At 60.2% G+C, this 24,013-nt stretch carries 18 protein-coding genes; 9 read left to right on the plus strand and 9 right to left on the minus strand.

Features of this window, described 5'->3' with window-relative positions; all coding sequences use genetic code 11:
• Positions 1-4: 4 nt before the first annotated feature.
• Entirely contained in the window at positions 5-919 is a 915-nt protein-coding gene (locus D1820_RS17475; protein ID WP_118070345.1) for a sulfotransferase domain-containing protein, read from the plus strand.
• A 34-nt stretch (positions 920-953) separates the two neighbouring features.
• On the opposite strand, the gene D1820_RS17480 is transcribed toward D1820_RS17475, so the two are convergent.
• From D1820_RS17480 to D1820_RS17490, 3 genes are all read right to left on the minus strand, one after another.
• Positions 954-2,252 (minus strand): family 16 glycosylhydrolase, encoded by a 1,299-nt coding sequence (locus D1820_RS17480; RefSeq protein ID WP_118070570.1) that lies wholly within the window; start codon positions 2,250-2,252, stop codon positions 954-956.
• Between the two features lie 439 nt (positions 2,253-2,691).
• Positions 2,692-3,834, minus strand: a complete 1,143-nt coding sequence (locus D1820_RS17485; protein ID WP_118070347.1) for a ParB/RepB/Spo0J family partition protein — start codon at positions 3,832-3,834, stop codon at positions 2,692-2,694.
• Complete coding sequence (locus tag D1820_RS17490; protein ID WP_118070349.1) at positions 3,831-5,135, minus strand: AAA family ATPase; 1,305 nt, start codon at positions 5,133-5,135, stop codon at positions 3,831-3,833. Before D1820_RS17490 ends, D1820_RS17485 begins: the two co-directional genes overlap by 4 nt.
• A 571-nt stretch (positions 5,136-5,706) precedes the next feature.
• Here D1820_RS17490 and D1820_RS17495 point away from each other — a divergent pair.
• On the plus strand, positions 5,707-6,390 hold the full coding sequence (locus tag D1820_RS17495) for a DnaA N-terminal domain-containing protein (protein WP_024099014.1): 684 nt from the start codon (positions 5,707-5,709) through the stop codon (positions 6,388-6,390).
• An 82-nt stretch (positions 6,391-6,472) separates the two neighbouring features.
• On the opposite strand, the gene D1820_RS17500 is transcribed toward D1820_RS17495, so the two are convergent.
• Genes D1820_RS17500 through D1820_RS17515 form a run of 4 tightly spaced genes read right to left on the minus strand, consistent with a single transcriptional unit; the run spans position 6,473 to position 9,665 of the window.
• Positions 6,473-7,240 carry an ABC transporter permease gene (locus D1820_RS17500; protein ID WP_118070351.1) on the minus strand — a complete coding sequence of 256 codons (768 nt, stop codon included), beginning with the start codon at positions 7,238-7,240 and terminating at the stop codon, positions 6,473-6,475.
• Positions 7,237-7,989 (minus strand): ABC transporter permease, encoded by a 753-nt coding sequence (locus D1820_RS17505; RefSeq protein ID WP_096873387.1) that lies wholly within the window; start codon positions 7,987-7,989, stop codon positions 7,237-7,239. Before D1820_RS17505 ends, D1820_RS17500 begins: the two co-directional genes overlap by 4 nt.
• A 9-nt stretch (positions 7,990-7,998) precedes the next feature.
• Positions 7,999-8,778 carry a transporter substrate-binding domain-containing protein gene (locus D1820_RS17510; protein WP_205521419.1) on the minus strand — a complete coding sequence of 260 codons (780 nt, stop codon included), beginning with the start codon at positions 8,776-8,778 and terminating at the stop codon, positions 7,999-8,001.
• Positions 8,779-8,819: 41 nt separating this feature from the next.
• On the minus strand, positions 8,820-9,665 hold the full coding sequence (locus tag D1820_RS17515) for an ABC transporter ATP-binding protein (RefSeq protein ID WP_241770507.1): 846 nt from the start codon (positions 9,663-9,665) through the stop codon (positions 8,820-8,822).
• 104 nt (positions 9,666-9,769) lie between these two features.
• On the opposite strand from D1820_RS17515, the gene D1820_RS17520 reads away from it, so the two are divergent.
• The 5 genes from D1820_RS17520 (at position 9,770) to tviB (ending at position 15,441) form a co-directional block, all read left to right on the plus strand.
• Entirely contained in the window at positions 9,770-10,417 is a 648-nt protein-coding gene (locus tag D1820_RS17520; protein WP_118070355.1) for a TetR/AcrR family transcriptional regulator, read from the plus strand.
• Positions 10,414-11,601: a pyridoxal phosphate-dependent aminotransferase gene (locus tag D1820_RS17525; protein WP_118070357.1), complete on the plus strand. Its 1,188-nt coding sequence runs from the start codon at positions 10,414-10,416 to the stop codon at positions 11,599-11,601. The genes D1820_RS17520 and D1820_RS17525 overlap by 4 nt, the downstream gene beginning before the upstream one ends.
• 2 nt (positions 11,602-11,603) lie before the next feature.
• On the plus strand, positions 11,604-13,262 hold the full coding sequence (locus D1820_RS17530; protein ID WP_118070359.1) for a 5-guanidino-2-oxopentanoate decarboxylase: 1,659 nt from the start codon (positions 11,604-11,606) through the stop codon (positions 13,260-13,262).
• Positions 13,263-13,265: 3 nt separating this feature from the next.
• Complete coding sequence (locus tag D1820_RS17535; RefSeq protein WP_118070361.1) at positions 13,266-14,048, plus strand: dimethylarginine dimethylaminohydrolase family protein; 783 nt, start codon at positions 13,266-13,268, stop codon at positions 14,046-14,048.
• Between the two features lie 121 nt (positions 14,049-14,169).
• Positions 14,170-15,441, plus strand: a complete 1,272-nt coding sequence (gene tviB, locus D1820_RS17540) for a Vi polysaccharide biosynthesis UDP-N-acetylglucosamine C-6 dehydrogenase TviB (RefSeq protein WP_118070363.1) — start codon at positions 14,170-14,172, stop codon at positions 15,439-15,441.
• Positions 15,442-15,466: 25 nt separating this feature from the next.
• On the opposite strand, the gene D1820_RS17545 is transcribed toward tviB, so the two are convergent.
• Together D1820_RS17545 and D1820_RS17550 are read right to left on the minus strand one after the other, a co-directional pair.
• Complete coding sequence (locus tag D1820_RS17545) at positions 15,467-16,375, minus strand: MurR/RpiR family transcriptional regulator (RefSeq protein ID WP_118070365.1); 909 nt, start codon at positions 16,373-16,375, stop codon at positions 15,467-15,469.
• A 106-nt stretch (positions 16,376-16,481) separates the two neighbouring features.
• Positions 16,482-20,507, minus strand: coding sequence for a PEP/pyruvate-binding domain-containing protein (locus D1820_RS17550; RefSeq protein WP_118070367.1), 4,026 nt, complete (start codon positions 20,505-20,507; stop codon positions 16,482-16,484).
• Between the two features lie 283 nt (positions 20,508-20,790).
• Here D1820_RS17550 and D1820_RS17555 point away from each other — a divergent pair, with 283 nt between their 5' ends.
• On the plus strand, positions 20,791-21,615 hold the full coding sequence (locus tag D1820_RS17555; RefSeq protein ID WP_371311720.1) for a PhnD/SsuA/transferrin family substrate-binding protein: 825 nt from the start codon (positions 20,791-20,793) through the stop codon (positions 21,613-21,615).
• A gap of 20 nt (positions 21,616-21,635) precedes the next feature.
• Positions 21,636-23,915 carry a response regulator gene (locus tag D1820_RS17560; RefSeq protein ID WP_118070371.1) on the plus strand — a complete coding sequence of 760 codons (2,280 nt, stop codon included), beginning with the start codon at positions 21,636-21,638 and terminating at the stop codon, positions 23,913-23,915.
• Positions 23,916-24,013: the final 98 nt, after the last annotated feature.

Here is a 24,013-nt window from a genome sequence, read left to right on the forward strand (position 1 = left end):
CGCCATGACCGATACACCCGCAGCGCCTCAGCGCGACCACCAGACAAATGCGGGACCTTCGCGGATCGGTCCAACCTTGGTAGGGATCGGCGCGCAGAAATGTGCCTCCACCTTCATCCACGCTGCCCTTGGCGCCCATCCGGACGCCGCCGTATCCGATCCCAAGGAACTGGATTTCTTCAGCGCCTATTTCGATCGTGGCTATCAATGGTATCGCAGCCATTTCGCCCATGGCGCCGACAAGCCCGTCAGGTTCGAGGCCTCCCCCTCCTATTTCTACGACCCACGCTGCCCCGACCGGCTGAACGCTTTCGATCCCGAGATCAAGATTGTCTGCCTGCTGCGTGACCCGGTGGCCCGTGCCTATTCCAATCACCTGCATGAGGTGATCAAGGGCCACATCCCTCCCCTCCCCTTTCATGAGGGGCTGGCCAACAATCCGGCCTACCTGGAGCAGGGTCTCTACAGCCGTCATCTGGGTCGCTGGCTGACCGCCCTTGGCCACGACCGTGTCTTGGTGATGCTGGCAGAGGAGATCAGCGCGGATCCGGTTGCCGCCGCGCAGAAGGTCTATCGCTTTGCCGGGCTGGACGACAGCCATGTCTCACCGGTGCTGCACGAACGCCGGAACGAGAGTGACCGCCCCCGCCTGCCGACCCTGCGCCGCGCGCTTCGTGCGGGGGGGGATCAACTGCGCAAGGCGGGGCTTGAGGATGGTCTGGCACGGCTGAAATCCACCGGCCCGGTGTCGGCTCTGCTGCGCGCCAATAGCCAGAATATGCGGGATGTGGTGCCGCCCCTCCGGGACAGCGACATCGCCGCGCTGCGGACCTATTTCGCAGATGACCTGCGTCAGCTCCCAGCGCTGCTGAAACGTGACAGCCTGCCCTGGGAGAGCTGGCATGCCTTGCAACGCTAAAGAGAAATGTACACATCTGTCTATTACATCCTGATCAGAACAGGATAGCGTCCTGCGCGATAAGCAGATCCAGCGTCAGCGCCTCTCCCCTGTCATCAATTACCGCAACATTGATCCAGCCATCTTCTCCCTCGACTTGCAAAAGGTCGCGTGTCCCGCGGCCGCGTTCCCCATCCAGCCAGCGCAGCTGTTCTGCGCCATCAAGCTCGAACCGGGTCAGATCCAGAACGTCCCCGTGGGACAGGGTGAAGTCATTGACCCGATCGGCAGGGCCGCCCTGGCTGAAGATGAAGGTATCAGCACCACCCCCGCCCCGCAGCTGATCGCGACCGATACCGCCATCCAGCACGTCCTCTCCACCGCCACCGGCCAAACGATCCTTGCCACGCCCCCCAAATAGGAAATCATCGCCCCCTTTGCCGCGCAGAATATCACGCCCTTTATCCCCATAGAGATGATCTGCACCGCTGTTGCCGACCAGCTGATCCGCTCCGGCGCCGCCATGGATCAGGTCGGCGCCATCGCCGCCAAACAGATCCTCTGCCTGATCGGTCCCCTCCTGCTCGGTTGTGAAGTTGGGCGAACCGTCCCGTTCCTGTCCCGGCAGGGACACATCGGTAATCACGGCAACCAAGGGCGACGCGTCCGGGTCTGGCGTCCCAGCCCATGCCGCCTGATTTTCCGACACAGCCCAGAGGTCCGCAAAGCTCTTGACCGCGCCGGAGTACCACAGCCCGCCCGGCATGTCGGCACCGCTCAGATCGGCAAGAACCTTGCCATCCACCCGGAAAATCGCGCCTGTACCTGTCAGCTCAATCTCGTAGGTGTGCAGCCCCGCCGCCGCGTCAAACCCAAGGTCAACAACCAGTGGCCCCGCAGGGCCGTCCGCGAGACGCACGCGGCTGCCATCCTCTGCTTCCATATGAATGCTAAGTTGAACCTGACGGGTGTTGGCGCCGACAAATTCAAAATCAAACTCCAGCCAACGGTCATTGCGATAGTCCTCCTGATAGAGAAACATGCCAAAAACCGTACCGTCCTGCATCTGCGGCGCCTGCGCTGTCCAGCTCCAGGTGCCGGTCTCATGGGCGGCCTCGGATTGCATCTCCCCACCGGTGAAGGTCCGCTCACCCGCGCCATTCTCAGATGTCAGATGCAGCTCAACCGCGCCCTCGGCATTGATCTGCACATTGTCCTGCGACCACTTGGTGTCTCGTGACTGCCCTGCGTTCCAGGTCGACACCAGCCAGTCGTCGTCATCGCGCACCTGACCCGGAACCCGCAGATCCACCGTTGGGGTCACGTCTGCCTGCGCGCTATCGGTTGATGCCATATCGATCACTCCAAACCTTCGTGCCGCGTGTGGCGGCGTTGCCTTGGGTTTGGTTCTCGGGGCGAACGATGGCAGGATTGTGCCTTAATTATCGCCCATTAATGCCCCATTCATACAGTTTAACGCAAACTCAAGAACAGTTTTAGAGGGTTGCTTTTTAGTCGAATTGCACAGCGCAGCGGGACCGCCCAATAGACAGCCCGGTAGTCCCGACACAGCGCATCCCCCCGATGCACCACCGGTGATAGTCCGGCGGCACCCGTATCGCGACCTCTCTGTCCCCGTGGGGACACTCAGCATGATTGACCCGTATCAGCAGCGAGACGGGTATAGTTAATATGTATTCATATCTTAACGGCTTGAAAAGAAAAAAGGCTGCCCCACTGGGACAGCCTCTGTTCCGCGCTTATCTGGGCGCAGCTTCTACCAATAAGTGGGCCTAACTATTCTCACCATCCAAAGCGTCGAAAAACGCGCTGATCGCAGTCTCCAGGCGGCGCTGATCAACCGCTGAGAAATCACGCTCCATCGCCATTTCGATACGGCCATCCCGCGCAAGGCAGCGCACTGTCCCCGCAGGGACAGTGCAGCGCAGCGTCGTTTTGGCCATGCCAGCCCGCTGGCTGGTGGTGGCTTCCGTTACGTCGGAGGCCGGTGTCTTCAACGCCTGGCGCAGCAGCGACAGTTCTTCCTCGGCGCTTGAGACGCTCCGCTCGCGCAGGCACTGTTTGAGCGCCGACAAGGCGGATGGGGTTTCCACGAGGTGTTTTTTCAGATCCAGTCCCAGCGCCCGCGGGATGGCTTCGGCAAAAGAAAGCTCTGCGCCAATCAGCTCCAGCAGCTCCGCGAAGTGACGAATATAGCTCCGTTTCTGGCGTCCCGCAGAGGCATAAAGCAGCGCAACAGACTCTTCTACAGAGTCTGAACCGGTCTCCGGATCCTGCGCATAAGACAGCGCCAACTGTGCCATCTCGGCAAAAGAGATATCCCGCCGCACGAGGTTTTCATCCACCATCCGGCGGTAGAGACCTTGCAGTGTCTCTCCCCGTGCAACTAGGCCTGCCGGGATCAACCTGAACTGCTCATCCCCGGTCTCCTCATAAAGCGCGCGATAGGCTGACAGGCGGCGAAACCCCTGAACCAGCTGATACCCATCGCCGTCTTCCTCAACCCGGATCGGATTGGAAAGGCCGAGATCGCGAATAGACTCCTTCAACTCCTGCAGATCAGGATCCCGATTTACCGCGCGGTCGCGGATCAGCTTGCTGGTGGAAATCTGATCCAGCGGGATCCGGTCGACCACAAGGCCAAGCGTCTTGAGCCGCACAAACTCATGCGCCAGCCGGTCATTCTCGGCGCGGATATTCTGTTCCACCTCAGCCCGCGTCCGCAACGCATCGGCGTTTTCGCTGATCGCAGTGGCCATCGGCCCGCGCCGGGCCTCGCCTGAGCGGAAGGCGGATTTGGTTTCCGGCGCGCCGGTTGCCGGGTGCGACTCCGAGGCGGCAGGGGAGGGGGCCTCCGGTTTTGCAACTGTTGGCTCCGACGGAAAATCGATGTCGAACATTCTGCGCTTGCTCATGCCTCATCCTCCAGCTGGGCCCATGCGGTCAGGGCGTTATCCTTGAATTCCATATAAGCCTGATCAAACGAGGCGCGCGCCCGCCGCCAGGTTTCCCGCGTCATATCCCGATAGTCGATCTCATAGATTGAGCTGAGGAAGCGCCCGGATTGCTCCACCGCGCGGGTCATCTCGATCGGGTGCTCCGTCATTCTGTCGCCAAACACCTTCACAAATGCGTCGCGCATTGCCCGATGCAGATCATTGCCGGATTCATAGCGGGTCAGCAGGAAGCGCACCTCCTGAAACACCTTCGGCAGGCTGAACGTCCCCGCGGGGACAACGCCATTGAACGCAGAGAGATCCTCCAGCGCCTCGGAGAGCTGACCAATGAAGGAGGTCGTGGAGTCATATTCCCAGTAACCAGGACCCGACGGGATATAGAGCATGTCTGCCGCAAAAACCGCGTTCATCGACTGGTAGCCAATCGCGGGCGGGCAGTCGAAGATCATCATGTCATAATCTTCTGACGGCAGCTGATCGAGGTAACGCGACACCGCCGCAAAAAAGGACCACTCAGGATTGAGGTGCCGGTACTGGGCGGAGGCAAATTCCACAAAGGCGGCATTGGCGCAGCTGGGGATCACATCAATCGTGGGCCAGCTGGTGGGTTTGACAAAGTCGCTGATCCGCAGATCCTGAAGCCCCATGCCGGTGATGGCCTCCGGCAGCCGGCGTTCGGGCAGGGCAGCCCCGGACTCCGCACCACGGGTGCTGGCGTTCATACGCTCAGTCTCGCGCACCAGATCGCGCGCCATGATGCCCCAGACCGTATAATCCTCCGTCACATCACTCAGCCCCATGGAATGGGAGAGCGTGGCCTGCGGATCGAAATCAACACAGAGCACACGGTACCCATCCAAAGCGGCGGCATGGGCGAAATGCAACGCTACCGTCGATTTGCCAGCGCCCCCTTTGAAGTTGGAGATCGCCACCCGCAGCGCCCGCTTTCCGGCGGGACGTTCGGGCAACAACGACTTGCGGTTCACCTTCAGGCGGCGGCGCAGCTCATTGATCTCCTCCAGCGAATACCAGCGCTGGCGGCCGTCTTCCTCAACATGGCCCTGCGGCAGACTGGGGTCCGCTGCCAGACGGCCGCGCAGGGTGGACTGGTTCACCTTAAAGATCAGCTCGGCCACCTCCCAGCTGGAGAACCGCCGCAGCGTCTTTTCCATCTTGGGAGAGAAGGTCTGCTGTCGGATCCAACTCTGCATTTTCAGCGATTGTGCCTGCATGTCTGCCAGGTCTTGATGGGTAAACATCTCTGCTCCTCGATCTCTGTAGTGCGCCCTTATTGATCAAGCGGACGCTTTTCCTACCTGAAAACCCGTTTACGCCGAATTTGCAAAAAACGCAAAAGCTATTATTGTCTGGATGAGCGTCCTGTCCCCGCGGGGACCGCCTGCGAAGAAAGATAGGCAAACCCCTTGTTTTTCAGGGCGCATGCGATTCGGTGGTGGGTGCCGCGCATGGACGAAAAATGGCGTTTCCTTCGCCGATATAGGGGGACGTAATATTGAGCACCGCTGCATATTGGGGGACATTTCTGTCCTAATAGGGGACGCCCAGGTTGTCACCCTATACCATGAATACCAATTTTTGACTCAAAAATGGGATTAGGATCGAGAGGCAAACAACAGCACTCTTGACAGAATCGCATCTCTGGACGCAAATCAGGTACACCAACTTAAAAACGTTGAGTTCGGGTCAGGCTTCACCGATAATCGCTGCTAGCAGCACCACATGACCCTGACCAAGATCAACAGGATCTCATGGCAAACATGAGACGACAGAGGCAGCCATCCGAGAACGGGTGGAGACAAGAGGGCAGCCATGCTTGCCAGTAAACCCGTCGGGCGACAGGCCGCGGCGTTAAAATATGATATCCTCACTGCGTTGGGGACCTATGCCCTCTCGTTGGAGAAGGGCCCCCAGCGTCTGGTTCTGCGTTTCATGACCCTGATGACTGCCCGCTATAATTGGCAACGCAATGAGCTGGCGGTCGGGCAACGCGAGATTGCCCGGATGTGGTCCGTCGATGAACGGACGGTCAAACGGGAGATGGCGAAGTTGCGCGCCCTTGGCTGGCTGGTGGTCAAACGGCAGGGCGCGCGCGGACGGGTCACTGAATATGGGTTTGATCTGGAGTGTATCCTGACGGACACCCGCGGATGCTGGGCGGCAGTTGGCCCCGATTTTGATCACCGGATGCGTGGCAGCGACGCGCCTGAGAAAAACGTGGTTCCTTTGATGACAGGAACAGCGGCACCGGCGCCAGATATCAGCGATGGCAGTGAGTGGAGCCTGGCGAAGGCGGTGTTGCATCAGGAAGACCCGGCCACCTATTCGGCATGGATACAGGCGCTCACCCGGGAGAGCAGGGCAGGGGGGCGGCTGATCCTGCGCGCACCAAGCCGGTTTCACGGCAACTATGTCACCGCACATCTGCAGGAGCGGCTGCTGGCCGCCTGTCATGATATCGACGCGGATGTGGATCAGCTGACGATCCTATCCTAGTAATGTGGGCATGAGGCTCCGCGACGAAAAACAGCCTCCAAGCGGCGGCTCGGAGGCTGTGAGATGAACGGCGTGGGGGTTCTCAGCGGCGCTGTGGCACCCGATCCTCAAATCGTTTGAAGGCCAGTGTGATCACTCCTGCGATGGCCATATAGACCAACGCCAGCAGCAACAGCGGCTCATAGACGATGAACGTGTCCGACCGCACCCGAGAGGAGACCGCGTAGATGTCCAGAACGGTGATGGTAGCCACCAGCGGTGTCGCCTTCAGCTGCAGGATGGTTTCACCGCCAAGCGTAGGCAGAACGTTGCGGACAGCCTGCGGCAGCCAGATCCGGCGGAACATGGTCAGACGGGGCATACCGTAAGCTTTGGCCGCCTCCAGCTGGCCCTTGGCAACGCCTGAGAAGGCCCCGCGCATAACCTCGCCCTCATAACCGGCATAGGAGAGTGTGAGGGCCAGAACGGCATAGGGCCAGGCCTGCCTTAGGTAGGGCCACAGCTCGCTGGAGCGGATCCAGGGGAATTGTGGAAACAGCGAGCCCAGCCCATAGTAAAGCAGCCAGATCTGCAACAACAACGGCGTGCCGCGGATGACGGTGCAGAAGATGCGCGCGGGCGTTGAGAAATACCACGGTCCAACGGCCTGGGCGAGGCCAAGAGGCACCGCCAGTGCAAAGCCAAGGATGCTGGTGACCACAAGGATCCAGATGGTGGTCCACAACCCTTCCAGTGCCAGTGGCGCATAGGTCGGGATCCAGTCCCAGCGCAACGACATCGCACACCAGACCAACAAGGCAGCGAACAGGGCCATCAGAACCAGCCGATGAGGTTGTTTCAAGGCGGTCATTGGCGACCCTCCCGGAGTGAGGGCTGGCCGCGCCTTGCCCAGCGTTCTATCCAGCCGAAAATCACGCCGGAACAGAGCGTTACCATCAGGTATAGCGCTCCGGCCGCAAGGAAGAACGTGAAATAGGCGCGCGTACTGCTGGCGGCCTGTCGGGTTTCCAGGGTCAGCTCGGCAAAGCCGACGATGGCCAGCAGGGCGGTGTCCTTGGTGGCAATAAGCCAAAGATTGGCCAACCCCGGCGTTGCAAAGCTCATCATCGCAGGGATGGTCACCCGGCGCATGGTCATGAACGGTGGCATCCCGTATGACCGCGCCGCCTCAATTTGACCAGGGGGCACCGCCTTGATGGCGCCGCGCAGCACCTCAGTTGCGTAGGCGCCCTGCACAATGCCAAGCACCCAGATACCCGCCACAATCCCGCTGATTTCCACCCGACCGTAGCCGAAACTGCCGGCGACTTTGTTGATCAGATCGGTGCCGACATAATAAAGGATCAGGATCAGCACCAGTTCAGGCACGGCACGGATCACAGTGGTGTAAATGGCGAGCAGATCACGAAGGATCGGCCCGCCATAGAGTTTTCCGTAGGCCCCGAAAAGCCCGATGATCAGCCCCATACCAAAAGCCCCAAGGGCGATCTGGAGCGAATTGGCGAGGCCCCGCAACAGGTTGCCCCCCCATCCCGGCGGCGAGAGCGACAACAGCTGCGCGCTCTCGGCCAGACCAAACAGGTCGAGGAGTCCGGTCACGTTATGTCCTTACTCGGAGTAGATGCTGGTCGTGAAATACTTCGAGGTGATCTCGGCATGGGTGCCGTCGGCCAGGATTGCCGCGATCCCCTTGTTGAGCGCTGCCAGAACGTCGCTGTCGCCCTTGCGCACACCAGCGCCGACACCTTTGCCGAGGATCGTCTCATCATTGGCGACGGGGCCCTTGATCTCGCAGCAGCCACCGGCATCGGAGCCGACAAAGTCCGCCATGGCGATACTGTCGGCCTGGGTGGCGTCGATGCGACCGGCAAAGAGATCCTGATTGGCCTCATCCTGTGTCTGATAGACGCGCAGCTCGGAATCTTTGAAGTATTCCTGTGCATAGGTCTGGTGAATGGTGGAGGCCTGGATGCCAACAACTTTGCCCGCCAGCGATTCCGGTGTCGGTTCGATGTCCATCGACTTATCCGCCACGATCACCGCCGGGGTGTTGTAGTATGGGTCCGAGAAATCAATGGTTTTCAGCCGTTCTTCGGTGATCGACATGGAGGCCATGATGGCGTCGATCTGCTGGCCGGTGAGGGAGGGAATGATGCCGTCCCAGGCCACAGGAGTGATGACACACTCCATCTCAGCCGCAGCGCAGACTGCATTGATCACGTCGATCTCCCAGCCCACCCACTGACCGGAGGAATCCAGTGATGCAAAGGGCGGATATGGTTCTGCGGCCACACCGATCTTGACCTGCTCTGCCTGCGCGACGGCACAGGTTGCAGCCACGGTCGCGGCAGCAAGGACTGTAGATTTGAGATTTGATATCATAGACATAACTGTCTCCCTGTTTTGTTATTTGTATGTGTTGTTATGCGTTAGGCGACCGAACTGAGGAACTGTTTCAGGCGCTCTGATTTTGGATTGCCAAAGACCTCAGACGGGGGGCCTTGCTCTTCGATCCGACCTTCGAAGAGATAGACGACATGGTTTGCGACCTCGCGCGCGAATTTCATCTCATGGGTGACCAGCAGCATGGTGCGCCCTTCCGCCGCCAGATCGCGGATCACGGTAAGAACCTCCCCAACAAGCTCGGGATCAAGCGCCGATGTCGGTTCGTCAAACAGCATGACATTGGGATCCACAGCCAGTGCCCGAGCAATTGCGGCCCTCTGTTGCTGACCGCCAGAGAGAAAGGCCGGAAAGGCATCGGCCTTGTCGCCGAGGCCCACGCGGGCCAGGAGTTCATGCGCACGGTGGATCGCCTCGGAACGGGGCATCTTCAGCACATGAACCGGCACCTCGATGACATTTTCCAGCAGGGTGCGGTGGGTCCAGAGGTTGAACTGTTGAAACACCATTGCGAGACGGGTGCGGATGCGTTCGATCTGGCGGCGGTCGGCGGGACTGCCATCCGGGCGCATCGCCACGGTTTCACCTGCGATGACGATTTCGCCCGAATTGGGTGTCTCCAGAAAGTTGATGCAGCGCAGCATGGTCGATTTGCCGGAACCGCTGCCGCCGATGATGGCCACCACATCGCCCTGTTTCGCGGTGAGGGATACGCCCTTCAGCACCTCCAGCGACCCGAAGGATTTATGCAGATCGCTGACACGGATCGCCTCGGCCTGCGTGTGGGGTTCCACCGGCGTCTCAGCACGCGCCTGTGCAGGGGCAGATGCTGTCGAAAGCGGGGCAGGGTCTGCGGCAGCCGGATCGGGCATTTTCTGATGTCCTCATATTTCGGCTTGTAGTAAGGCTGACTTGGAGTAATTATGCAAGTGTATAATTACTGACAGCGTGATTGCGCAGCACATTGGAGAGCCCCGTGTCAGGTGAACGCCGGAAATTTAAGCGCGCGACCGCACAGGAGCGGAAAGAGGCGCTGATCCTCGCTACTTTGGAGTTGGTGGCCGAGAAAGGTGTGCGCGGCGCAACCGTGCGCGATATTGCTGAGCGGGCGGATGTGACACAGGGGCTGATCCGGCATTATTTTTCCTCCAAGGAAGACCTGATGACCGCCGCCTATGAGCATCACATGGTCTTCATCAGTGATCTCACCTTTGCCCCGGTTGCCGGGATGGAAGGAACCGCCCGCGCCCGTCTGGCCGAGTTTGTCGAGGCGTCTTTGCTGCCACCGGTGGTGGAGCCGACGGCGGTGGCGCTTTGGGCCGGGTTTTTGAACAAAGTGCAGCAGGATCCGCAGATGCGGCAGATCCACCAACGCACCTATGACTATTTTCGCGACAAGCTGGGCGAGTTGATCGCAGCCGCGCTGGACGAGGCGGGAACCCCCGTCGACGCGGCGCGGCTGCATCATTTGGCGGTGGCCTGTAACGCGGTGATCGACGGGCTCTGGATGGAAGGCGGTGCCTTGCCGGAGGCGTTTGAAGAGGGCGAATTGCCGATGATCGGATTGGAATCCGTGGGCGCAATTCTGGGATTGAACTTGCAGCATAAGGCAGAACAGCCATGAGAATGACCGATGTGACCAGGCGGCTGGCGGGGCTTGGCGGGGCCAAGTGGGAGGTGCATCTGACCGCGCGCGAGATGATCGCCGCCGGCGCGGACATCATCGAGATGACCATTGGTGAACCGGATGCGCCCACACCTGAGGCGCTGATGCAGACTGCTGGCGCCGCGATGATGGCCGGGCGCACCGGCTATTCGGACGGGCGCGGCGAAGCCAACCTGCGCCAGGCCCTTGCAACACGCTACAGCGCCAGCACCGGGCGGGCTTTGGGGCCGAACAACGTGCTGTGCTTTCCGGGCACACAGACCGCGCTTTATGCGGTCCTGATGGGGGTCGCCGAGCACGGGGACGAGGTGTTGGTGGGCGATCCCATGTATGCCACCTATGAAGGCGTGATCCGGGCAAGTGGCGCCGACATGGTGCCGGTGCCGTTGCGGGCCGAGCATGGGTTTCGGATGCAGGCCGATGATATCGCAGAGAAAATCACCCCCCGCAGCCGCGTCATTCTGCTGACCACACCGCACAATCCTACGGGGTCCATTCTGACGGTTGAGGATCTCGACGCCATTGGACGGCTGGCGGAGGTGCACGACCTGTGGATCATCTCGGATGAGGTTTACGAGCAGCTGGTGTTTGACGCGGCGGAATTTGTGTCGCCGCTGGCGCGCGCGGCCTTTGCCGAGCGGGTGATTGTGGTGTCGTCGATCTCCAAATCACATGCGGCGCCGGGGTTCCGCAGTGGCTGGTGTATTTCCAGCACGGCCTTCTGTGATGGGTTGCTGCCGCTGTCGGAGACGATGCTGTTCGGCAATCAGCCTTTCATCGCGGATATGACGGAGCAGGCGGTGCGCGAAGGCTCGCCCGTGGCGGAGGGGATGCGCAGACGATTTGCAGCGCGTGCGGCAAAGCTGGCAGAGCGTCTGCACCGCGACACGGTTTTGCGGGTGCACAGCCCGGAGGCTGGCATGTTTGCCATGATTGATGTGGCAGCAACCGGTCTGGACGGTGACGCTTATGCGCAGGACCTGTTGCACAGCGCCGGGGTTGCCGTGATGCCAGGATCATCCTTCGGCGAGAGCTTGCGGGGCTGGGTGCGGGTGGCACTCACGATTGAGGATGACGCATTTGATCGCGCGCTGACGCGTATCGTGGATCATGCCAGCCGCACATCAGCGGAGGTCGCATGACCATGGGGGATCACAAAACCGCGACACCCACAGTTGGTGAGGCGCTGGTTGAGGAACTGGCCGCACGCGGTGTGCAGCATGTCTTTGGCATACCGGGGGTGCATACGGTCGAGCTTTACCGTGGGCTCGGGAATTCCGACCTGCGCCATATCACGCCGCGCCATGAACAGGGCGCCGGGTTTATGGCGGATGGATATGCACGGGTGTCCGGTCGGCCTGGCGTTGCCTTTGTCATCACGGGGCCGGGGCTGACCAATACGCTGACCCCAATGGCCCAGGCGCGGGCAGATTCAGTGCCGATGCTGGTGGTGTCGGGTGTGAACGACAGCGGCTCTCTGGGGCAAGGAATGGGCCATCTGCATGAGTTGCCGGATCAGCATGCCCTTGCGAAGATGGTCGCGCTGAGGTCAGAGCATGTTGCGGCACCGCAGCAGCTGACGCCCGCGTTGGATCAGGCATTTGCACCAATTGCGGGCGCTGCGCTGTCTCGGCCCGGTCCCACCCATGTGCAGATCCCGCTGGATGTCGCAGGGATTGCCGCCGAGGAGGACGCCGGGCAAGAAACTATCCCACCCGATGAGCAGGGCAGGGGGCGTGTATCCCCGGCAGATCTGGCGGCGCTGATGCAGCGCCTGACCGCAGCGGAACGTCCCGTGATCCTGGCCGGGGGCGGCGCGCGGTTCTGTGCGGATCAAGTGCGCCAGCTGGCAGAATATCTGGGCGCGCCCGTGGTCCAGACCGTTAACGCGCGCGGCGTGATGTTTGACCACCCGTTGTCGGTGCCTGCCAGCCCCAGCCTTGGCTCGGTACGCGAATTGATCGAGGCGGCGGATATGGTGTTGGCACTTGGCACTGAGCTGGGACCGACGGATTACGATATGTATGCCACGGGCGTGATGCCGCAGATGCTAGGGTTGATCCGGGTCGACCTTTGTTCGGACCAGCTGGCGCGTCACCGGGCGGAGCTGGCGATCCATGGTGATGTTGCTGCGGTTTTGTCGGCGGCCTTGGCGGAATGGAAACCGGATGTGCATAGCCCAACTGATTGGGGCATCGGGTTGGCGGAACAGACCCGGGCGGCTGCCTGGGACGAAATCGGCGAGAGTTATCGCGCTCAGGTTATGGTGCTGAACGCGCTGCGCGCGGCGGTGCCGGGGGCAATTGTCGTCGGGGATTCCGCCCAGCCGATCTATGCGGGAAACCTTTACTATGACCACGACCGCCCCGGCGGCTGGTTCAATGCAGCAACCGGCTATGGCGCGCTTGGCTATGGTATACCTGCGGCTATTGGTGCGGCCATTGCCTCGCCTGAGACACCGGTCATCTGTATTGTCGGCGATGGTGGCGCGCAGTTTTCGCTGCCTGAAATCATGACGGCGGTTGATGAGGCGCTCTCGATCACGTTCATCGTCTGGAACAACCACGGTTATCAGGAAATTGCCCGGTCGATGCAGGATGTCGGCGTGCCGGTGGTCGGCTGCGATCCGACACCACCGGATTTTGCAGCAACGGCACGCTCCTTCGGGATCTCGCATCGTTCAGTTTCGGCGGATCCGCAGGAGGTTGTCGCCGCAGTGAAGAGCGCGGCGACGGAAACCGGCCCCCGCATGATCGAAATCACCACCCCCAAATTCCTGCCAACACTGGCGACAAAGGACTGAGATATGACCAACCCTACCTATGAATTCACCCGCGCCATCACCCGCCGCCCGGCCTCCAGCATCACGGATGGGCTGCGCGCGGAGGACATCGGCACCCCCGATCTGGACAAGATGCTGGCCGCCCATGCCGATTATGTCGCCGCCCTGAAAAGCACGGGCGCCGAGGTGATCGAACTGCCGCCGCTGAAAGCCTTCCCGGATGCGGTTTTTGTGGAGGACACAGCGCTTTGCCTGCCGAAGGGCGCGGTGCTGATGCGTCCCGGCGCGCCGTCGCGACTGGGAGAGGTGGCCGAAATGGCGCCAACCCTGCGCCAGTGCTATGATGAGGTGCGCGAGATCAAAGGCCCCGGATTTATCGAAGGCGGCGATATTCTGGTCACGGAGCGCGAAATCCTTGTCGGCCGCTCGGCTAGGACTGATGCGGCGGGCGTAGCGGAGCTGGCAGAGATCGTCGCCGACTGGGGCGACAGCCTGCGCGAAGTGTTCACACCAGAGGGGGTGCTGCACTTCAAGACAGATTGTTCGTTGATGGACGGTGAGACCATTTTGTCCACCAAACGGCTGGATGCGTCCGGTTGTTTTGAGGGCTACCGGGTGCTGCATGTGGCTGAGGGTGAAGAAGCGGCTGCCAACGCCATCCGCTACAACAATCTGGTGTTGATGGCGGCGGATTTCCCACGCACGGCAGAGATGCTGGACCGGGAGGGGTTTGAGGTCGTGCAGATCAGCAACACGGAATGTGCCAAGCTTGACGGCGGCATGTCCTGCCTGTCGCTGCGCTTCTGAAGCAGCCCAACCGTGGATCTCTCCCGGTTTCGGGAGGGATCTGGCCGCATATGGTTGAAACTTGGGGCTGAGGCCCCTTATGAAAGGCAATCGGGCGGACCAAGACCATTGAGGCAGCGGCATGAGCGGGACAGAACGGATTTGCGTGATCGGGCTTGGCTATGTCGGGCTGCCGCTGGCGGTTGAGTTTGGCAAATCCCGTCCGGTGGTCGGGTTTGATATCAGCGCCGAGCGTATTGACGCGTTGCGGGCCGGTCAGGACAGCACCCGTGAAATCAGTGCCGAGGCCCTGTCAGGCGCGGCGCATCTGAAACTGACCGCTGACCCGGCGGAGATCGCCGACTGCACGATCTTCATTGTGACCGTCCCGACCCCGATCGACGACAGCCGTCGGCCGGATCTGACGCCGCTGCTGCGCGCGTCTGAAACGGTTGGGCGAGTGCTGAAACCCGGCGATCTGGTGATCTATGAATCGACGGTCTACCCCGGCGCCACCGAAGAGGATTGCGTGCCCGTTCTGGAACACTTGTCCGGTCTAACCTTCAACCGTGATTTCTATGCGGGCTATAGCCCGGAACGGATCAATCCCGGTGACAAGACGCGCCGCCTGCCGGATATCGTCAAAGTCACCTCCGGCTCGACCCCGGAGACAGCGGATCGGGTGGACGCGCTATACCGTGAGATTGTGACGGCGGGCACCCACAAGGCTGAGAGCATTCGCGTGGCCGAGGCCGCCAAAGTGATTGAGAACAGCCAGCGCGATATCAACATCGCGCTGATCAATGAGTTGGCCAAGATCTTCAACCGCATGGATATCGATACCGAAGCGGTTTTGCGCGCGGCGGGGACAAAGTGGAATTTTCTTAATTTTCGACCGGGTTTGGTGGGCGGACACTGCATCGGCGTTGACCCCTATTACCTGACCCACAAGGCAGAACAGCTGGGCTATCACCCCGAAATTCTGTTGGCAGGGCGGCGTCTGAATGACGGAATGGGGTCCTATGTTGCCAGCCAGATGGTCAAGTCCATGCTGAAACGCAAGATGGCGGTTGCCGATGCACGGGTGTTGGTGATGGGGCTGACCTTCAAGGAAAACTGCCCTGATTTGCGCAATACACGGGTGATCGACGTCGTGCGTTGCCTTGAGGAATTTGGCCTGACAGTGGATGTCTATGATCCCCACGCGGACCCTGATGAAGCACGGGCTGAATACGGTGTGGATCTTGTCGCGGAGCCGCAGGCGGGCGGTTATGATGGCATGGTTCTGGCGGTGGCCCATCAGGAGTTTCGCGACATGGGTGCTGCGCAGATCCGGGCCTTGGGCCGGGCTGATGCGCTGCTCTATGATCTGAAGTATGTGCTGAGGCCGGATCAGTCAGACCTGCGGCTCTGAGCGGCGGCATAGTCTCTAATACAGTCTATTTTGGAACCTTCGGCAGCTTGCCCCCGCGCCAATAGGCGCCGGTGTCTTCGCGCAGGGCCTCATAGGTGCGGATCCTGTCCTGTGCATCCTGGCCCCCGGCATCGACGAGATGGGTCAGCAGACAATCCAGAACAGCCATCGCGCCGCCGTAGCCGCCAAAGGGGTGCAACGCGTTATCCGCGATCAATAACAGGTGGTCCGGCTGTAGTCCCGGCGCGATAACTTCGCTGTCGGAGATCAGGATCAGCGTCGCCCCCTTGCTGCGGGCCAGCCGCAGGGCTTGCAACGTTTCGGAGGAATAGGGGGCGAAGGTCATGGCGATCAGGCAATCCTCTGCGTCGATCTCCATCAGTTCGTCAACCGCAGCACCCATGTGACGGGGCACCAGATCCAGACTGGGCAAGGCCATGCGGCCGACGTAGTGAAAATAATAGGCCAGGGCGTAGCTGGCGCGGGTCGCGGTCACATAGCAGCGCCGTGCCGAGCTGAGTGCGGTGACAATGGCGGCGGTCCGGTCCGGAGTCATCAGCCGCAGGGACCTGGCCACGATGTTCACCTCATTGCGGGCAATGCGACCGTGACGGGCCGTGTCGGCGGTCTGTTCCAACCGATCCAGCCAACCAAGGCCCAGCCCGCCCTCGCGTTCGGTGGTCAGTGCGGCACGAAAGGGGGCGCGCAAGGCTTCGAAACTGTCAAAACCAAGATGTTCGGCCAGTCGGACAAGTGAATTGGCACTGACGCCGGCCTTGGTCGCGGAGACACGGATCGGATCAAGCCCGAAGTCGCCGGGCGTGTCGATGATGTATTTCGCCGCCGCCGAGAGGGCCGGGGGCAGGCTGTCGATCTGGGTTTTCAACTGATCGAGCAGGCGATGGGTCTGTCGGGGATCAAGGTGGGGGTCCATTCCGGCAGTTCAGACCATTTGGGTGATGGAGTGCAAGGCGGAACATATGTTCTGCCCCCGCCGGGGGACCATTGGTCGGTTCGGCGGGGGCAGATGCGTTGGTCTGTCAGGCGGATGCCGCCTGCAGGTCTGATGCGTTGCTTTGCGTGATCGATCCATCCTCTGCCACGGTGATCCGCTCACCATGGGCCAGCTGGTCGAGCCCCTTGCAGGCCACCAGCATCAGAATGTCCTTCTCCCGCGCGACAATCGCCATATGGCTCAGCCAGCCGCCAACCTCGCTGAGGACGGCTCCCGACCGTTGCACATAGGGCAGCCAAGCGGGGTTGATCATGCGGCAGGCGAGAATATCGCCATCCTGAAAACCGTCAAAGACATCAGGGCCAATGGCGGTTTCATCCTCGACCCAGAACACGCGGGCCTCAACACTGCCGCTGCCCGCGACGCAGGTGCCGCCGAGGCTGCCATCACCGGATCCCGCCTGCGCTCCTAGGGACAGCAGTTCACAGTCGCGCAGCGTGAGGTTGACGGAGGTTGGCGCTGAGGGTTTGCGCAGCTCCTCACGGTGCTTGCGGGCTGTGGCCTGATCTTTCAGCGCTGTGGGCTGGTCCCAGTTGCCGGTCATGATCTCATCCATGTCCAGATAAAATACCAGATCACCCAGACCGGAGCGGTTGCCAAGTGCCAGCAACGCCCGGCGCAACTCTGCCAGAACCCGCAGGGCCTCGTGCTTGGCCTGCTCCTTCAGATCCTGATAGGCAATCGCCAGATCCAGCGTGTCACGCAGATCCTCGGGCAGGTTTGCCGGGGGAGTGACGGTGCCACTGATTGGCTCTACCGAACTGTCGAGCAGCGACGCGAGCAGGCTGGGGGCTTCCTTGTAGCGTGGTGCCGACAGCTCATAGTCAAAGATTGACCGATGCCCCATCAGAACCTGTGCGCGGCTTTCGGCCATCGGCCCGGTGCAGGACGCCAGCAGGCTGGACGGTGCATTGGGCAGCTCGGCATGCATCAGATGGGCACGCAGCGCAGGGTCACCTGCGGCGGCGGCGCTGGCCTCGCCCATGGTGAAGCCAGCAATAATATTCACCTTCTCGGCTTCGACATAGATGTCCGTGACAAAGAGGTCGCGCAGAGTCGCAATCGCCTCCAGCTGTTTGGGCAGCGGCAGGGCGGCGTAGTCCACGGCCTGCCAGAACGCCAGCTGATCGCTGAGCCGGGGCAGAACCTCCGCGTGAAAGCGGTCGATCATCGGGCGGGCCTGTTTGCGCAGCTGCTTGGCCTTGGTTGCGGTCAGCTTCAGCGTCATCTGCTCCTTGAGGTCGACATCGACGTAGGTCTTGCCAAAGAGGTTCACCAGATGACCAGCGCGGCCTTCGGGCAGATTGTAGGGCACCGACAGGGCGCGGCAGGCCAGATCAACACTGCCACCGGGCGACCAGAGACTGCCCATCAGTGAGAATGACAAGGGTGTCGGGCGCGGCAGAACCTCCGACATTTCGTCCTGTTCCAGAATGGTCTGGTCCGGATCAGCGTCCGCATAGTGGTCCAGCAGATCACGCCATTCGGCCAGACGGGTCTGCTCCTGTTCGGTGCCAAGGGATAGCGTGGTGATGTCGCGGCTTTGTACAATCTGAAACTGACCGTTGGCATAGGCCCATTCGACATCCTGCGGCGCACCGAAGGTCTCTTCGATGTGTTGCCCAAGCGCCAGAAGCGGTGCCATGTCCAGCGTCTGGTCCTGATCCTCGGAGGCAGGCAATCCTGTGTAGCGGCCAAACCGCAGGCTGGTGGGGGTGACGCGGCCGGAGACCAGATCCTCTCCGCAGCCTTCGACCCATTCGATCATGCACATGCCCGGCGCCATGGGATCCTGTGTGAATAGGACGCCGGCATATTCAGCCTGAACCATTTCCTGAACCACGATATTACCCTGATCGGTGCTGTCGCCATCCCCTGCGTAGCTAGCGGCGCGGTCTGAGGAGAAGCTGGTCACCACCTCGTCCAGGGCTGCGCGCATGGTCTCTGCGGTCACATCGAGGACGGATTCGAAAACCCCGGCAAAACTCTGATCAGCGCCGTCCTCATTGCTGGCAGAGGAGCGCACGGCGACTGGTTTGCCGCCAGCTAGGCCGAAGACCTTGGCTGCAAAGGCGTCTTTCTGGGCGTCGGACATGTCGCGGTAGTCGTGGATCGCATCAGAGCGCACGATTACGCCGCCGGGCACCGGCAGGCCTGCGTTGCGCAGGATCGACAGGCGCAGGGCCTTGTTGCCGGCGTGTTCCAGCTCCTCGGTGTAGCCCATCGGGATCACGCCGCGCGGCAGTTTGGCGAGGCGGCGTTTGTGGGCGCGCAAGGCGATGGCGTCGCCAAGCTGGCGGTGCATGCCTGTCACATAGGCACGCTGCACCAGCAGCAGCGTCAGGCTGAAGCAGAGATAGGTATTTGCCGCACCCGATAGGCTGAACACCATGGCAAAGAGCGCAGGCATGCCCAGCACCATCCACAGCAGTTTCTGGCGCTTGGTTTTGGCGACGGCCCACAACAGGTAAACCGCAGCAAGCGCGCAGAACAGCACCGGCATGATGAACAGCGGATCGGGCAGGCCGAGGTCAGCCATCCACAGGAACGGCGTCTGCAGGCTGGCGCTGGCCTCTTGTGCGGCGGAGACCCCCAGCATCATCACCGGTAGGAACAACAACGCGCTGAGGTTTTTCATCGGTGTCAGGCCTTTGTCGGCGTAAAATGCCTGCACTGCACGGGCCTTGCGTACGGGATCATCGGCCAGTCGTTCTTTCAGCGCCTTCATCTCATCCGCGGTTTCGGCGGTGGTGATCTGGTCACGCTCGGATTTCAGCGCGACCGGCAGGATCATGATCCGGGTGATCAGCGACAACGCCAGCAGGCCCAGCAGAATATGGCTGCGTTCATGCACCCAGAGGAGGGCGGTCGCGAGACCTGAGATCGCCTTGTCCCAAAGCCCGCTTTGCTGGTCGGCAAGCCAGGCCTGAACATGCGGTTTGGGCGCCGGTGCGATAAAATACTCCCATGGCAACGTGTACCGTCCCCGGAAATCAAAGCCCTTCTGCGCCAATTCCAGACCCAGAACCTGGCTCATGAAACAACTGCGCCGATCATAGCAGGCGGCCAGCGTAGGTTTGCTGGGGTCCAGCTCACTGATGCGTTGCATCAGGTCGGCGGTGGTCATCTTGCGGATCGGAATGTTGACCGCTCCTGGCAGATGGCCCGCGTCAAAATCCCCGGGATAGCGGGTATCAACGATTTGCAGATCTTCGGTGTTCAACAAGGTGGTGAAATCAGCGGTGCTGAGGAGCACATCGCGGCCGGGGTAGTCCGGGATCGCACGCAGATCCGAAAGGGTCTTCACATCCTTGTCGGAGAAATCGCGCCCTTCAACGATCCATTTTTCGATCCCACCGGCGATGAAGCTGCAATCAATGCCCATTGCCGCCAGTTTGGCGCAGGTCTCGGAACTGCGGTTGCCATTGTGGCAGAACAACACAACCTTCTGACCCGGCTGCACTGGGCGCGACTGCAGGAAGTCGGGGAAGCGGATATGGGTTGCGCCGGGCAGGGTGCCCATGGCGTTCTCACCGGTTTCACGGATGTCGTAGAACAATGTCTGACCATCGTTGAGCGCAGCAGCGGCATCAGCAGTGGACATGGCCAACGGGTGGTCCGACTGGCGCGAGAAACTGGTTTCCTTGAGCGTCGCATCCTTGATCTTGGTGCCGTCGAATTGCGCAGGTCGCACCAGGGTGGCCTGCAAACGGGCCTGTTCAGCGGCGAGTTGGGTTGTGAACTGCCAGTAGTTCAGCATCGCCAGCGCCAGCGCTGCCAGCACCAGACCGGTGATCAATTTGACCGGATAGCGCTTCGCTTCGGTCTTGCCCTTTGGTTGCAGGCCAAGTTTGGCTGCGACCACCGCACCAAGACCGGACACCATTGCAACCCCCACTGCAAGCACCTGCGACAAGGAGGAGACCGACCCGATCACCAGCTCCGGCGAGGGAATGGCCCAGGCCGCTGCGGGTGCCAGCGCCGACGAGAAAAGAACCGCCAGCGACAGGCGAGAAACGGGTGTGTGGGAGCGAATGTATTTTGGTATCACGGGAGGTCCTGCCGGGCTTGTGCCCGATCTTCAAATTTGTGACGAATTTTACAAAAGAGCGCTGAAATCGTTACTTAAACGTTAATATTCAGGCTGCGCCGAGAGCGAGCCGTAAAATTATTTATACTATTTCAGGATCACTTAACCAAATTTTCTCACTATTCAGGGTAAACAAATGCGTGGATTCACCGAACCGGCCCTGTCCGGGTTCAGACTGGAGAACGAGATGCCAACCGCCTGGAAATATCATTGTGGAGCTGCGGGTGTGATGCGCCTGTGGTCGATGATCTGCGTTTGCCTGCTGATGCTGATGACGCCGATGGCCGCCCGCGCCGATATCACGCTGACGTTTGGCACCTATGCTGCGGATAAACCCACCGTGACGGTCAAGAAATACCGCCCTTTTTTGACGTTTCTGTCCAATCGTTTGGGGGAGGCTTTAGGCGAAAAAGTTATCATTCGGATGACAGTTGCCAAGGAATATCAAGAGGGTATCGATCAACTTGCCAGCGGGGATGTTGATTTCGCGCGCTTTGGGCCTGCCTCTTATGTTCACGTGATGAAACAGAATCCGGGCATCCAGATTGTTGCGATGGAATCAAAGAAGGGGCGCAAGCGGTTCAAGGGCGTTATTGTGGTTCACCGTGACAGTGCGATCACTGAATTGTCGGATCTTGCGGGCCTCAGCTTTGCCTTCGGAGATGAGCTGTCGACCATTGGCCGATATCTGGCGCAGAGCCATCTGTTGGAGGCCGGAATCGACAGTGGTGATCTGCACACCTATGACTACCTCGGCCGTCATGATCTGGTGGGGGAGGCTGTCGGCGCCGGTAAATTCACGGCAGGTGCGCTGAAGGAAAGCACCTACAAAAAACTGATCGCCAAGGGTGTGCCGATTCGGATCCTGGCAAGTTTTGACAATGTCACGAAGCCTTGGCTGGCATCCTCGACCCTGCCGGAGAATGTGCTGCTGGCCATGCGTGAGATCATGCTGTCCTCAGAAAATGAAGAGATCGTACGGCGGGTGTCCAAAAACGGCTTCCTTCAGGGCTCTGATTCCGATTACGACCTGATCCGCGACGCGATGGAGCAAAGTCAGGCATTTTAGTGCCTTCACCGGGGACCCTTATGAAACGCACGGGCATACTCTTTCAGATCGTCGTGTCTTTGTCGCTTGCAGCCCTGCTGGTTGCGGCAGCAATTGGCGATGTCGCACGCCGGTACGAGACCAAAAATCTTCAGGCGCAATTGAAAGAACAGGCTGAGCTGACCATCTCGCTGCTGAGCGGGCTGATGCTTGAGTCGATCATTGTTGAGGACGTGCCGGTCCTGGAAACCGGTCTGATTGAGGCGATTGCACGCAATCCCAAGCTGCTGAAGATCCAGATCCAGAACAGCGCCGGCACCCCGATTGCCGCAGCGGGCGAGATCGATCAGGTGGGGCCGGGTGATTTTGTCATGTATGATCGACCGATCACGCTGGATGGCTTTGATTTCGGTCGTATGGTTGTCCATTGGTCGACGCGTGAAGGTCAGGCCATGGTGCAGCACAAGGTCAGTCAGACCATCATGTGGACTGTGGTTGCTGTGGCGATGCTATCGCTACTGGTGCTGATCCTGGTGAGTGTGCTGGCGTTGCGCCCTTTGCAGATCATCCATCAGCGAATGTCGGATGCCATTGCCGGTTTGTCGGGGCTGCAGGCCCGTCTACCGTGGTTCGCCTCGCGCGAGTTTCGGGCGCTCAACTTTTCTGTCGGAGTGCTGGAAGACACTTTCTCCGAACGGGATGAACGCGAATATGCATTGGATGAGGCGCGCAAAGCTGCCGATATCGCCAATCGGGCGAAATCGGAATTCCTTGCGAATATGTCTCATGAGATCCGCACACCGATGAATGGCGTGATCGGGATGGCTGAGCTGATCCTTGAAACCGATCTGGATGAAGATCAGACAATGTATGCCGAGACGATCTCAAAATCGGGATCGGCGCTGCTGACCATTATCAACGATATCCTGAACTTCTCCAAAATCGAAGCTGGAAAGATGGAGCTGGAGCGCGCGCCCTTCAATCTACAGACCGCGATTGAGGATGTGGTAACGCTGCTTTCACCGAAGGCGGCAGAGAAGAACGTTGAGGTGACCCTGCGCTATGACCCTAGTTTGCCGGAATGCTACGAAGGTGATGTCGGGCGTATTCGCCAGATTCTGACCAATGTTGCAGGCAATGCGGTCAAATTTACCGGCAAGGGGTATGTTTATATTGAGGTGTCCGGGGAGACTGACGATGATCGGACAGATCTGCGCATCTCGGTGACTGACACCGGCGCCGGCATACCCGAAGACCGCTTGGATCGTATTTTCAACGCGTTTGAGCAGGCCGATGGCGCCGCCACGCGGAACTACGAAGGGACCGGTTTGGGCCTGGCGATCTCGACCCGGTTGCTGGAATTGATGGGTGGGCGGATCTCTGTGCAGTCGGAACTTGGCAAGGGGTCTGTCTTCACCATCGACCTGCCGCTTCGGATCCGGCCAAGTCAGCCGAAACGGGCGCAGGATGTGCGTGATTTCAAGGGGCTCAGGGCCTTGGTGGTTGACGATCTTGAACTCAACCGGATCATTCTGACTGAACGGCTGGCAACATGGGGCGTGCAAAGCGTCGCCGCAGGCTCAGCCCATCAGGCGCTGGAGCTGCTGCTGGATTCGCGCCACGATGGCACCCACTACGATGTTATTCTGCAGGACTTCCAGATGCCGGGCATGGACGGCAAGGAGCTGGCGGAGCGCATTCGGGACATTCCAGAATACCGTGATTTGCCCATTGTGATCTTATCCTCTGTTGAAAATACCATTGACCGGGAGGCCCGAGAGCATCTGGGGCGCTGTGAGGTCGCCCTGAAACCATTGCGGGCTGCGCAGTTACAGTCGGTCATGAGCCGCGTCTTGGAGACGACAACCGAGGAGGCGCCGCAGGCCGTTCCGGTGCAGGGCGTGGACACACCCGTCGTGCCTGAGGTGAAACTTCTCCTGGCTGAAGACAACCGGACCAATCAGCTGGTTGTCTCGCGCATGCTGAAGGCGGCGCCGATAGAGGTATTGATCGCGGCCAACGGGGAAGAGGCGGTGACGATGTTTCAGGAACACCATCCGGATATCGTGCTGATGGATATGATGATGCCTGTAATGGACGGGATCGATGCGACGGCTGAGATACGTCAGCTGGAAAAGGACAACGGTCTGGGCCGCTGCCCGGTAGTGGCGTTGACGGCAAACGCGCTGCAATCACATCGTGAGGAATGTCTGGCGGCGGGCATGGATGATTTCCTAAGCAAGCCGATCAACAAAAAAGCGCTGCTTGGCGCGGTTGGAAAATGGGTTGATTGTGGACCTTTGCTGAAAACCGGAACCTGACGCCGCCAGGCTGGCGGAGAGATCAGGCAGATCAGCATGTATATTCTTCTGCGCGCGATCTGAGGCGCCTCTGGCAGCTATGATGCCCTACCAGCCTT

Source organism: Phaeobacter sp. LSS9, from assembly GCF_003443595.1.
GTDB classification, from domain to species: domain Bacteria; phylum Pseudomonadota; class Alphaproteobacteria; order Rhodobacterales; family Rhodobacteraceae; genus Phaeobacter; species Phaeobacter piscinae.

Coding starts and splice junctions, on each gene's coding strand:
- D1820_RS17525 (WP_118070357.1), top strand. CDS start 10,414: ATGAGAATGACCGATGTGACCAGGCGGCTGGCGGGGCTTGGCGGGGCC.
- D1820_RS17515 (WP_241770507.1), bottom strand. CDS start 9,665: ATGCCCGATCCGGCTGCCGCAGACCCTGCCCCGCTTTCGACAGCATCT.
- D1820_RS17500 (WP_118070351.1), bottom strand. CDS start 7,240: ATGACCGCCTTGAAACAACCTCATCGGCTGGTTCTGATGGCCCTGTTC.
- D1820_RS17555 (WP_371311720.1), top strand. CDS start 20,791: ATGATCTGCGTTTGCCTGCTGATGCTGATGACGCCGATGGCCGCCCGC.
- D1820_RS17560 (WP_118070371.1), top strand. CDS start 21,636: ATGAAACGCACGGGCATACTCTTTCAGATCGTCGTGTCTTTGTCGCTT.
- D1820_RS17495 (WP_024099014.1), top strand. CDS start 5,707: ATGCTTGCCAGTAAACCCGTCGGGCGACAGGCCGCGGCGTTAAAATAT.
- D1820_RS17535 (WP_118070361.1), top strand. CDS start 13,266: ATGACCAACCCTACCTATGAATTCACCCGCGCCATCACCCGCCGCCCG.
- D1820_RS17480 (WP_118070570.1), bottom strand. CDS start 2,252: ATGGCATCAACCGATAGCGCGCAGGCAGACGTGACCCCAACGGTGGAT.
- D1820_RS17490 (WP_118070349.1), bottom strand. CDS start 5,135: ATGTTTACCCATCAAGACCTGGCAGACATGCAGGCACAATCGCTGAAA.
- D1820_RS17475 (WP_118070345.1), top strand. CDS start 5: ATGACCGATACACCCGCAGCGCCTCAGCGCGACCACCAGACAAATGCG.
- D1820_RS17530 (WP_118070359.1), top strand. CDS start 11,604: ATGGGGGATCACAAAACCGCGACACCCACAGTTGGTGAGGCGCTGGTT.
- D1820_RS17510 (WP_205521419.1), bottom strand. CDS start 8,778: ATGTCTATGATATCAAATCTCAAATCTACAGTCCTTGCTGCCGCGACC.
- tviB (WP_118070363.1), top strand. CDS start 14,170: ATGAGCGGGACAGAACGGATTTGCGTGATCGGGCTTGGCTATGTCGGG.
- D1820_RS17485 (WP_118070347.1), bottom strand. CDS start 3,834: ATGAGCAAGCGCAGAATGTTCGACATCGATTTTCCGTCGGAGCCAACA.
- D1820_RS17545 (WP_118070365.1), bottom strand. CDS start 16,375: ATGGACCCCCACCTTGATCCCCGACAGACCCATCGCCTGCTCGATCAG.